We start from the raw sequence: 10978 nt of genomic DNA, 5'->3' as shown, positions 1-10978 counted from the left end.
GGTCGGCGCCGGCGTCGTGTCGAAGATCATCGAGTGATCGACGGCCTCCGTCGGAGAGCTCGAAAGAGCCTCCGATGACCCCTTGAACATGCGAAAGCCCCGGCCTCCCGCCGGGGCTTTTTCGTAGGCGGATGTCCGCCCGGCGCGGGCCTTCCCGGAACCCGCCCTTTCGCAAGGGCGTTTCACGGCTGACGTAGAAAGAAGGGATATCCCATGCCTACAGCGAAGACGAACATGGCGCTTGCCGTCATCCTTGCCGCGGTGACGACCGGCAGCGCCGCGACCGCGCAGGACGACGGGGCCGTCGGCGCGCTTGTCGAATGCGTCCTCTCGGATGGCGCGACGCCCTGCCCGGACGACGTCACGGACGAGCAGATCGACGAGGCCATCTCGATCCTGTCCGAGCGCACGGGCGGCCCGCCGGGTCAGATTCGCCAGCAGGTGCAGGATGTGCTCACGGCTCGTGAAACGCCTCAGTCCGGCGCCGAGGCCCCCGAAGTGGCTGCCGAGCCCGCGCCGCAACAGGAAACCGGTCAGGAGGCATCTCCGGCGCCGCAAGCCGAGGAGCCTGAGCCGGCCCCCGAAGCCGAGCAGGCCGCACCTGCCCCGGAGGCCGAGCAGGCCGCGCCGCCCGCCCAAGCCGAGGCTCCTGCGCCAAGCGCCGAACCCGAGCAGGCCGCGCCGGCGGAGGCCGAGCAAACACCCCCTGCCGAGGCCGAGCAGGCCGCGCCCGCCGAACCCGAGCAAACACCCCCTGCCGAGGCCGCGCCGCCCGCCCCGGAAGCCGCGGAGGCTCCTGTGGAGGCAGAAGCCCCCGAGGCCGCCGAAGCCGCGGCGGAGCCTGAAGCGCCAGTTGGGGACGAGGCCGTCGCCACCGAGGAAGCGCCAGAGGAGCCGCAGGCCGACCAGTCGCCGGCGACCGAGCCGCAGCCCGCGCCCCGAGCGACGGCAGCGCAGGACGCCGACGAGGACTCAACGGAGGAGGCCGTCGAGGCGCCCGCAGCCGATGCCGAGCCCGAAGCGCCTGCCGCCGCGCAGGCGACTGTCGAGATGCCGGGACCCGACGCGACGCCCGAGGAGATCGCGGCCGCGCTTTCGGACATGCCGGACGGCCCGGAGCGCAACGAACTGCTCGCGCGCCTGCAGGAGGCACTGGCGGAGGACGCGGCCGCGACGGGGCCCGCGACCGAAGCGGAAGCCCCCGAGGCGGAAGAGCTTCAGCGCCGGCAGGAGATGGCCGACGAGGCCGAGGAGGCCGCCCTGTCGTCCGCCGCGCTTGCCGCCGTCGATGACAGCGAGGCCGCGCCTGAGGCCGCCAGCGTCGTCGAGACAGAAACCGAGGTCGTCACCGAGGAGACCGCCCGCTCGAGCGCCGAGGACGCCCCGGCGGCGCGAACGGAGGCCGGGACGGCCTCGGACGATGACGACGACCGCGAGACGCTCCGCAACATCCTGGGGGGTGCGGCCGCGGGCTTCATCATCGGTCAGCTCCTGGACAGTGGCGACGAGGTCGTGGCCCAGACCGGTGACCGGGTGATCGTCAACCGCGACGGCGAATACGTCGTGCTGAGCGACGAGAACACGCTGCTGCGCCGGCCCGGAACGCGGGTCGAAAGCGAAACCTACGCCGACGGATCGTCGCGCACGGTGTTCCTGCGCGACGACGGAAGCGAGGTCATCACGGTGCGCGCGCCCGACGGCCGCATCCTCTACCGCTCGCGGATCGAACCGGACGGGCGGCGCGTCGTGCTGATCGACGAGCGGGTGGACACGGCGCCCGTGCGCCTCGACGACCTTCCGCGCCCGGAGCGCAGCCCGGTCATCGAGTACGAACGGGACGTCTCCCCCGACAGGCTGGCGCGCGCGCTGCGCGAGGTGGACACAGCGGAGCAGCTCGACCGGGCCTATTCGCTGCGGCAGGTCCGCACCATCCGCGAGCTGCGCGAGCTGATGCCGCGCATCGACCTCGAGGCGATCACCTTCCCCACGGGGTCCGCCGCGATCCAGCCTAGCCAGGCGCAGGAGCTTTCGGCGCTCGGCACCGCGATGGCCCGCCTGATCGAGGAGAACCCCGACGAGATCTTCCTGATCGAGGGCCATACCGACACCGTCGGCAGCGAGATCATGAACCTTGCGCTGTCCGACCGGCGCGCCGAAAGTGTGGCGCTGGCGCTGACCGAGTATTTCGGCATCCCGCCCGAGAACATGGTCACGCAAGGTTATGGCGAGCGGTATCTCAAGTACCCGATCGAAGGTGACGTGCGCGAGAACCGCCGCGCCGCGGTGCGCCGCATCACGCCGCTGATCCGCACGGCCGAGCGGTAGGCGACGGCGTCACGGGCGCCGGGCCGGACAGCGTATTCCGATGCGCCGCCGGTCCGGCGCTGATCGGCGCCGAAGCGGGACGTCGGCCTTGCCGATGCCCCAAGGACCACCACCCACGGACCCTACTTGCGCCCCCGGTTTCCGGGGCGGCGGAGCATGAGGCCCTCCCCCTCGCTCCGGCGGCAGGGTTCCCTTTTTCGCGCTTTTACCCTAGACGGACCCCACAAGGATGGAGGGCGAGATGGACCACACCGCGATCTGAGACGTCATTTCTGCAAAACTCAGACCGGAGGTTCGTCGTGCACGCCCCGTTTTCCACACCCGATACCCTGCACCCCGTGCGCCTGCCCGATGGCGGCGTGCACAAGGGCACCGTCTTTCTCAGGCCCGCGATCGACCATCCGCGCATCGAGGTGGGCGATTATTCCTATGCCTCGGCCCATGTCCCGCCCGACGACTGGGCGGCGCATCTCGCGCCATGGCTCTACCCGTTCAGCCCCGAGCGGCTGATCATCGGACGGTTCTGCCAGTTCGCCGATGGCGTGAAGTTCGTCACGGCGAGCGCAAATCACCGCCACGACGGATTCTCCAGCTTTCCGTTCATGATCTTCGGCGGCGATGGCGTGCTGGACCGGCCATCGATGCCCGGCCCCGGCGCCGACACCGTGGTTGGCCACGACGTCTGGATCGGGACCGGCGCAAGCATCCTTCCGGGCGCGCGCATCGGGTCGGGCACGATCGTGGCGGCGGGCGCGGTCGTGACGGGCGAGGTTGCGCCCTACAGTCTCGTCGGGGGCAACCCCGCCCGAGTCATACGCCCGCGCTTCCCTGCCCGGATCGTGGCGCGGCTTCTGGAACTGGAATGGTGGCACTGGCCGATCGATCGCATCCTCGCGCATGAGGCCGCGATCTGCGGTGGCGACATCGAGGCGCTGGAGGCCGCGGCGCCCTGAGGCGCGCATGAAAAGGCCCGGACCTGCGATTGCAGGCCCGGGCCAGTTCAGGTGACGAGCGTCGCTTAGGACGAGACGGCCGATTCGACGGCTTCGTCGATGTCGGTCTGCTCGCCCGAGGTGAGGGCGACGTAGATCGCCAGCAGCTCGGTCTGGTCGATCGCCTCGATTTCGGCGGCCGAGTAGCCCTTGCGCATCAGGTAGTCGATGGCGCGCTCCGCGGCCATGGACGGGTTCTCCGACGGCATCGTCGTGGAGACTTCGATCGCGCTTGCGATGGCGCTTTCGACGTCGGTCTGGCTGCCGGACGTCGACGCGACGTAGATGTTGGCGATCTCGCCGCCCGAAAGCGCGTTCACGGTGTCGGCCGAATAACCGTTCTCCGCGAGAACCGACGCGACGGTCATTTCGACGTCGGTGGCGGCCGGAGAGGTGGCCAGCACGTCGCTGCCTTCGTCGCTCGGCAGGTCGAAGGACGCGATTACCGTGCTCACGTCACCAGCCCCTTCCGAGGTCGAGACGACGTAAAGCTCGGCGATCTGGCCCTGGCTCAGCATCTCGATGCTCGAGGCCGGATAGCCGTTCTGCGTCAGGACATCCACCACCGTCTCCTCGACGCCGGTCTGTGCGAAGGCCGGCGCTGCGAGGGCGATGGCCGTCGTAAGGCTAAGGATCGTGCGTTTCATGTCGAACTCCTTCAATTCCATGCGCCGGAACGCGTGATGGCGCTCGGCATCCACTCCGTCGACGCATGGACTGGCGATGTGTTCCGCCCTGATCGTGCGAAGTTCCGGGAATGGCCCCCGAGGCCTGGACCGGATACGGTGGAGGGCGCATTTTATAGCATAAAAAACAATTACTTGAGTTCATTCCAGCGGTGCGGACACGAACCTTTCACGATACTTTGAACCTGCGGGCGGCGGGTGCCCATCAGTCCACGAGGCCGTATCTTCTGAACACCGCCTCGATCTGCATGGCTTCTCGCATCGTGTCGTACTCGATGCGCATCAGCAGAAGGTAGACCTCGGAAATCCCGGCGCAGTCCAGTTGGTCGTATGGCAGATTGCGTACGGAGGGCGGGACGCTGCGTTCGACGGAAATGCGAAGCTGGTTGCAGGTATGCCTGTCGGCCGCCGCGGCCTGCGGCATGGAGATCGCGGCGAGGCCGAGGGCCGCCGCGAGGCGGATTGCACTGTGTCGCATGGCTGTCTCCTGTCTTGATGCCTGGCGCGTCCGCGCGCCTTGCCCACCGAATGCCGGCGTGTGCGCGCCGTTCCCGTGGCGGCCTTTTTCCCGGCTGGACAAGGGCGCCGTTTGGTCCTATCCCGCACCCCGGCCTTAGGGGTGTAGCTCAGTTGGTAGAGCAGCGGATTCCAAATCCGCAGGCCGGGGGTTCGAGTCCCTCCGCCCCTGCCACTTGCCGGACAGCGACCCGCCACTCGACGCCGCTTGCGTCACGCCGGATAGCCATAGTCCGAGATCAGCTTCCAGATCGTCCGGTTCAAGTCCCCAAGCCTCGCGATGGCCGCGTCGATGTCGCCTTGCGCCTCCTCGTCAAGAGCCTCGGTCTGGCCGACCTTGATCGTGTCGCGCCGGTCGGCGATCCGCATCTGTATCGTCCGCGGAGCGCCGCCCTTGGCATCGAAGGAATAGATGCAGTGGTTGTAGCGGTTGCGCAGCCCCGAAAGTGCGATCATCTGCCGGGTCAGCGCAAGGATGCGCGCCCGCTCGCCCGCGTCGCCGGTGTTCGTCTTGGCGAGACGCTCGATCAGGTCGATGCGCGCGCGCGTCGTGTTCAGCGTCAGGAAGATGATCAGCGCGGTGTCCTTGCTCGTGCCCGCAAGCCCCGCGATCAGATGGATCAGAAGGCTTTCGGTGTTCGTCCACGAATAGTTCAGCCGCCCGACCAGCAGCAGCGTGCGGTCGAAATCGGCGGGCGGCTGCGGCTGCGTCATCGCTCCGCGCCATACGTTCGGGTGAGATACCATTGCGTGGCCTGCGTCCGGTTGCGGACGCCGATCTTGCTGATCACGTGATGCAGGTGCAGCTTGATCGTGTGCTCCGACAGGCCAAGCTCGTGCGCGATCGTCTTGTTGCGCATCCCCCGCGCCACGAGGCTCAGGACCTCGCTTTCGCGCCGGGTCAGCGCGACGTCACGGCGCGTTTTCGTCCCGGCAGCGCAAGGACGCGGCGCACCCTTGTCGAGAAGGCTCGCCGGCACGAAGAATTCGCCCGCAAGCACGAGGCGGAACATCGACGTCCAGATGTCGATCGGCTGGTTCATCGGCAGGAGGGCTACCTCGCCCAGTTCGGGCCGGTCGCGCCTCTGTGCCAGCATCCGGTGCGCGAGGGCCTCGTCGCGATAGGCGAGGACCCAGCGCATGCCGTCCGAGCGGCCGGGCCCCGCGAGGGGGTCGTCAAGAAGCGCGTCGGCCACGGCGTCGTCGAAGAAGACGTAGCGCCTTGTGCCCGTCCCGGCATCCAGTTCGGCGAGGCTCTCCACCCTGAGGACCTGCATCTCGCCGGACTCGGCCTCGGCGACGCGAAGGATCCAGTCCGAAAATGTCATGGGACTTCCCCAGAACGCGATCAAACCTCGCGCACGGCACTGATCGGGGCGTGTCTTGCCATTCAATCCACAGCTTGAAACGTCCGTCATTCACCCACCTCCCAACTACACCAGGCTCAAGACGAAAAAGGCAGTATGTGCTGGATCTACTCCTCGTCTCCAATCCTTTTCCCAAGGTCTAATCCTATCACGGACCGGGCCTATCCGACACTAGCCGAACGATTAGGAATCCCGTTTCGAAAACCCTTTTCGGGGGGCGATCCGGCACATCGCAATTCTGTTCGGACGCCGCCGTGAACGTTCAACCGGCGGTCCGGACCGATGGTTCCGAACGTCTAGACAATACGGTCAGGTTTGCGCTGCGATTCGTGCGGCGGGGTCGTGTTCCGGTCACGATCACCGCTGAGTAAATCATTTAATATCAGTGCTTTGAGATTCGAAAAACGGATGATGACCGTTCGCGCAGCTATTCTTGCGGTCCCCCCGGTGCGAGCATTCCGGCGTCGCACGGGTTGCGGCGATTTCGAACCGATCATTTCAGCCGCCCGTCCCATCGTTTCCTGGGCGGGACGGCGCAGGGGTTGGAAAGGAGGGCGCCTCGCAGATGCACCTTTCGTCTCCGGCCGCGGCTGCCCGATGGCAGTCCGGCCGGGAGTGAACTCAACCACCAAGACGCCGTCGGCATGTTGCCTTTGAGATGACTGGCAACGCCCGGGGCGTGCCAGGAGATTGAAAATGTCCAGTAACCGCAACAACAACTTCCTGATCGACGACGTGAACATCGATCACGTCGATGCCGAATTCGATACCGAAGTGGACATCGAGAAGGCCGAGGTCGACATCGACGCCCAGCAGCAGCAACAGAAGCAGGACCAGGACGTCCAGAACGACCAGGACCAGGGTCAGGATCAGGACCAGGGGCAAGACCAGGATCAGGGTCAGGACCAGGACCAAGGCCAGGATCAGGATCAGGGCCAGGACCAAGATCAGGCCCAGTCGAACGACAACTCCGGCAACAGCTCGAACGACAATTCGAATGCCGTGAACATCGACTTCGGCGATGGCGAGTGGATCCCGCGGGACGATGACGTCATGGACATCGACCTCGGGAAAGAGTCCCACATGGGGGACGCGATCCTGTCGCAGGGCGACATGCGCTACGATCCCGGCGACGACGTCAGCCTCGACGGTGTGACATTCGGTGACGGCAACAGCGCGGCCTTCAGCCTCGGGCAGTCGAACTACCTCAGCGACGACGACATGCTCGAGAACGTCTCGCTCAGCAATGACGGCGACTTCGCTCAGAACGGTGACGCCTACGGCGGCGAGGCTCATGCGGGCGACGGCATTTCCGCGGGCTCCCACGGAGGCGAAGGCGGCGGCCATGCCATGGCCGACGGTGGCCACGGCGATGGCGGCAAGGGCATGGGCGGCATGGCCATGTCCGGCGAAACCGAATCCGGCGACGGCGGCGAGGGCGAGGGTGAAGCCGACGATGGCGGCGACAGCACGGCCGACGGCCTCGGGCTTGGCCTTGGGCTTGGCGGTGCGACGGCCGACAGCGAAGGCGAGGGCGGTGACGGCGGCGATGCCGACGCCGAGGCCGATGCCGAAGCCGAGCTCGACGCCGAGCAGGACGCCGACGGCGACGGCGGCGCGAGCGGCGATGCCGGCGCGATAGGCCTTGGCCTCGGTCTTGCCGGGTCCGACGCCGAGGCGGAGGCCGAGGACGCCGAGACCGGCGACGCCGCGTCGCTCGGGGCCGGGCTGGGCCTTGGCCTCGGCAGTTCCGACGCCGACGCCGAGGATGCCGATGGCGGTGACGCCGAGGCAGATGCCGAGGGCGAGGGCGAAAGCGACGCGACCTCCGAGGCAGATGCCGAGGATGCCGATGGCGGCAACGCCGGTGCGCTCGGCGCCGGGCTGGGCCTCGGCCTTGCCGGGTCCGGGGCCGACGCCGCGGACGCCGATGGTGGTGACGCCACCTCCGAGGTCGACAGCGAGGCCGAGACCGAAGGCGATAGCGACGCCGACACCGGCGGCGCGACGGCCGGAGAAGGTATCGGCACCGGAGGCGAAGAGGGCGGCGGAGACGGGCGTGGCGCTGGTGGCGACGCGACCGGCGGCGCGGCCACCAGCGGCGACGTCACCGGCACGACCGACGCCACGGGCACGTCCGACGCGGCTGGTGGCGCGGGTGGCAGCAATGCCGCCGACAGTGCGGCCGACGGCGCCGGCACCGGCACCGGCAACGGCGACGCGGCCGGCGGCGCGGGTGGCAGCAACGCCGCCGACAGCGCGGCCGACAGCACCGGCACCGGAACCGGCATGTCGGACGCGGCCGGCGGAGCGGGCGGCACCAGCGCGGCCGACAGCGCCGCCGATGGCAGCGGCAGCGGCACCGGAACCGGCGGCGATGCGTCGGGCGGCGCCGCCAGCAACGACGCCGCGGCGGACTCGTCCGCAACCGGCAGCGGCGACGCGGGCGCGGATGCGGGAAGCGGGGCGGGCGGATGGTCCGACATCTTCTCGCAGGCCGATCTCGACGGCACCGCCGATTCGATGGCGGACGCGATCGCCGGTTACGGCGGCGGCGGCTCGTCGTCCTCGGACGCGTCGAACCAGGCGCACGGCACCGGCACGGTCAATGCCTCGGCCGGACCGGGCGGCGCGAGCACCGCGACGGGCATGGGCGGAGACGCGGGCGACGCGATCGGCGGCATGGCCTCGGTCGGCGACACGATGGGCGGCGCTGGCACCGGCGGCATGGGTGGCACGGCCACCAGCGGGGCCGGCGGCGCAGGCGGGAACCTTGGAAGCTGGGGCTCCGGCAACGGCGACGACGGCCATGTGACGGGCGAGTCCTTCGCGTCCGCCGCGGCGGCGGTCAACACCGAGGCGTTCAACCAGCAGATCGTGATGGGCGCCAACGTGCTGGGCAATTCCGTCGACATGACGGTGGTCGGCGGATCGCTGAGCTCGTCCTTCGTGGGCGACGACGACGTCTGACAGCTGCTCGCCCCCGGGCCGGTCGTCCGGCCCGGGGGCATACGGGCGGCGCCGCGTTGGCGGTGGCCGCCCGCCGCTTTCGATGAGAGAGGCCCGGCAACGACATGGACCGCATCAGCGAGGAAATCGCCCACTTCGTCGGCCTGTTCCACCTCGAGGTCGAGGGGCAGCGCCTGCGGCTCGAGTACGACGCCTTCGCGCTGGAGCGAGACGAGAAGGACCGCGACGAGCAGCCGGTTCCCGAACTCCGGGTCGACGCTCCGCACACGCTCAAGGGCTTCGATCCGGGCCTCGTCTACATGTCTGCGCCGGTCAAGACGGACGGCCGGTCCGCGCAGCCCTTTGACGCCCTTCCCATCGCCGCGAAGCAGCCCCCGCTTCCCCCGCCCGCCACGCCCGCCACCGAGCCCGAAACGGCCCTGCCCGCGATCGGGTGGGAGGTCTCGTGGCCGCCTTTCGTGGCCTTGCCGAACTCGATCCTCGTGTCGATCCGCCAGACCTCCGAGCTTTGGGACAACGATCTTCTTCTCGTCACGGGCGAGACCGCCTTCGCGGACCCCGAGGCGTTGCTGAAGGACTTCCTCCGGCTGATCGAAGCGGCCGATGGCATCGGCGCCCTCGGCCCGGCGATCGCGGCCCTGCCGATGGTGCCCACCGTGGAGGCGGCCGTCGCGCTTGCGGAGTGGATCGCGGATTTCGCGCCAGATCCCGGCGTGGCCGAGGTGCAGCTTCTGCTGCGCGGCGAGGCGGCGCGGGGTGTCTATCTCGACGGCGCGCCAGTCGCCGCCGGGGACGGGGTGGCGCAGGACACGGGCGGGCTGCCCGCGTTCGCCGACCTCCTGCCCGCCTATCTCGCTGACCGGAAGGCCGCGCGGGAGGCCGAGGCCGAGACGGCGGCCGGCAAGGAACTTCCCGACGTGCCGCCGGACGGCACGACCGACACCGACGGCTCGCCGTTCGGGGTCGATCCCGGCCATGCGGCCGTCACGGGCGCGAACCTCGTCACCAACGAGACGACGATCGCCCAGGCCTGGATCGACGCGCCGGTGATCGCCGTGGCGAAGGACGTCATCCGGCTGGACGCGGTCAGCCAGGTCAACGCCATGGCCGTCGCGCCGGGCGCACTCGGCGGGACCACGCCGTCGCAGATGCTGAACGGGGTCTCCCTCGCCTTCGAGGCCGCGCCGGGCCCCGGCGATCCGGCAGCTCCGAATGCGGCCGGCGTGTTTCCGGTGGATTGGACCATCGTGCGCGTCGAGGGCGACGTCGTGGCGGTAAACTGGGTGCAGCAATACGTCTTCGCGACGGATTTCGACCGGGCCGAGATCACCGTGTCGGCGGCCGCCACCTACATCGGCACGGGCGAGAACGAGATCGGAAACGGCGTCCGCCTGGCCGAGCTGGGCTTCGACTACGACCTGATCCTCGTGGGCGGCAACATGGTCACGATGAACGTGATCGAACAGGTCAACGTGCTGCTCGACACCGACGCCGTCGGCGGCGCCGCGGCGGTCCCCCGGTCGGGGGACAACCTGCAATACAACCTCGCCGAGCTGAAGCAGACCGGCATCGACGAGATGTCCACGCTTCAGGACAGCTTCCGCAGCGCGCTGGACGAGATGGCGGAGGGCCGCAAGACGCTGTCCCGCGAGGTGGCGCAGGACGCCCGCTTCGAGGGCAAGTCGGCACTCAGGGTGCTGCAGGTCGAGGGCGACCTGATAAAGGCCAACATCGTCCAGCAACACAACTTCCTCGGGGACAGCGATCAGATCGAGCTGCTTCTCGACGGTCTGGGGGCGGCGGGCGCGGGTCCGCGCCTCGTCACCGGGTCGAACGCCCAGCTGAACGCGGCGCGCATCCACGACACCGGCCTCGATTCCGAGGTGATGGTCGGCGGCGAGGCCTACAGCGACGCGCTGATCTATCAGGCCGAACTGCTGGACGCCGACGCTCCGCCCACGGGCGTCGGGCTGGCGCCGCTGGCAAGCGAGGCGGTGGCGTTCCTCGCCGACGACATGCTGGAGGCGCCCCCCGGCCCCGACGCGGGGCCCGCGTTGGCCGATGCGGATCACCCGGCAGGCAGCGACGTGCTGCACGCGATCATGACGTGACGACCGGAACG

General features: G+C 69.0%; 8 protein-coding genes and 1 tRNA gene. 5 read left to right on the top strand and 4 right to left on the bottom strand.

The window, feature by feature from the left end:
* Positions 1-213 precede the first annotated feature (213 nt).
* Positions 214-2325, top strand: a complete 2112-nt coding sequence (locus P6F26_RS17895; RefSeq protein WP_278030071.1) for an OmpA family protein — start codon at positions 214-216, stop codon at positions 2323-2325.
* A 299-nt stretch (positions 2326-2624) separates the two neighbouring features.
* Positions 2625-3278 carry a CatB-related O-acetyltransferase gene (locus P6F26_RS17890; protein ID WP_278030070.1) on the top strand — a complete coding sequence of 218 codons (654 nt, stop codon included), beginning with the start codon at positions 2625-2627 and terminating at the stop codon, positions 3276-3278.
* A gap of 65 nt (positions 3279-3343) precedes the next feature.
* On the opposite strand, the gene P6F26_RS17885 is transcribed toward P6F26_RS17890, so the two are convergent.
* Entirely contained in the window at positions 3344-3964 is a 621-nt protein-coding gene (locus P6F26_RS17885; RefSeq protein ID WP_278030069.1) for a hypothetical protein, read from the bottom strand.
* Positions 3965-4208: 244 nt separating this feature from the next.
* Entirely contained in the window at positions 4209-4481 is a 273-nt protein-coding gene (locus tag P6F26_RS17880) for a hypothetical protein (RefSeq protein ID WP_278030068.1), read from the bottom strand.
* A gap of 137 nt (positions 4482-4618) precedes the next feature.
* Here P6F26_RS17880 and P6F26_RS17875 point away from each other — a divergent pair.
* Positions 4619-4694, top strand: a tRNA-Trp gene (locus P6F26_RS17875).
* A gap of 38 nt (positions 4695-4732) precedes the next feature.
* Here the strand turns inward: P6F26_RS17875 and P6F26_RS17870 are convergent.
* Both P6F26_RS17870 and P6F26_RS17865 read right to left on the bottom strand, forming a co-directional pair.
* On the bottom strand, positions 4733-5233 hold the full coding sequence (locus P6F26_RS17870; protein ID WP_278030067.1) for a hypothetical protein: 501 nt from the start codon (positions 5231-5233) through the stop codon (positions 4733-4735).
* Positions 5230-5847: a helix-turn-helix transcriptional regulator gene (locus tag P6F26_RS17865; protein WP_278030066.1), complete on the bottom strand. Its 618-nt coding sequence runs from the start codon at positions 5845-5847 to the stop codon at positions 5230-5232. The genes P6F26_RS17870 and P6F26_RS17865 overlap by 4 nt, the downstream gene beginning before the upstream one ends.
* A gap of 735 nt (positions 5848-6582) precedes the next feature.
* On the opposite strand from P6F26_RS17865, the gene P6F26_RS17860 reads away from it, so the two are divergent.
* Together P6F26_RS17860 and P6F26_RS17855 are read left to right on the top strand one after the other, a co-directional pair.
* Positions 6583-8856, top strand: a complete 2274-nt coding sequence (locus tag P6F26_RS17860; RefSeq protein ID WP_278030065.1) for a hypothetical protein — start codon at positions 6583-6585, stop codon at positions 8854-8856.
* A 104-nt stretch (positions 8857-8960) separates the two neighbouring features.
* On the top strand, positions 8961-10967 hold the full coding sequence (locus P6F26_RS17855) for a hypothetical protein (RefSeq protein WP_278030064.1): 2007 nt from the start codon (positions 8961-8963) through the stop codon (positions 10965-10967).
* Positions 10968-10978: the final 11 nt, after the last annotated feature.

The organism is Roseicyclus salinarum, from assembly GCF_029624655.1.
Lineage (GTDB): Bacteria > Pseudomonadota > Alphaproteobacteria > Rhodobacterales > Rhodobacteraceae > Roseibacterium > Roseibacterium salinarum.
Note: the sequence above shows the minus strand (reverse complement) of the source record. Positions and strands in the feature narration are given on the sequence as shown.

Excerpts from the sequence above, each read along its gene's own strand:
- P6F26_RS17895 (WP_278030071.1), top strand. The coding sequence starts at position 214 with ATGCCTACAGCGAAGACGAACATGGCGCTTGCCGTCATCCTTGCCGCG.
- P6F26_RS17885 (WP_278030069.1), bottom strand. The coding sequence starts at position 3,964 with ATGAAACGCACGATCCTTAGCCTTACGACGGCCATCGCCCTCGCAGCG.
- P6F26_RS17880 (WP_278030068.1), bottom strand. The coding sequence starts at position 4,481 with ATGCGACACAGTGCAATCCGCCTCGCGGCGGCCCTCGGCCTCGCCGCG.
- P6F26_RS17870 (WP_278030067.1), bottom strand. The coding sequence starts at position 5,233 with ATGACGCAGCCGCAGCCGCCCGCCGATTTCGACCGCACGCTGCTGCTG.
- P6F26_RS17865 (WP_278030066.1), bottom strand. The coding sequence starts at position 5,847 with ATGACATTTTCGGACTGGATCCTTCGCGTCGCCGAGGCCGAGTCCGGC.
- P6F26_RS17860 (WP_278030065.1), top strand. The coding sequence starts at position 6,583 with ATGTCCAGTAACCGCAACAACAACTTCCTGATCGACGACGTGAACATC.
- P6F26_RS17855 (WP_278030064.1), top strand. The coding sequence starts at position 8,961 with ATGGACCGCATCAGCGAGGAAATCGCCCACTTCGTCGGCCTGTTCCAC.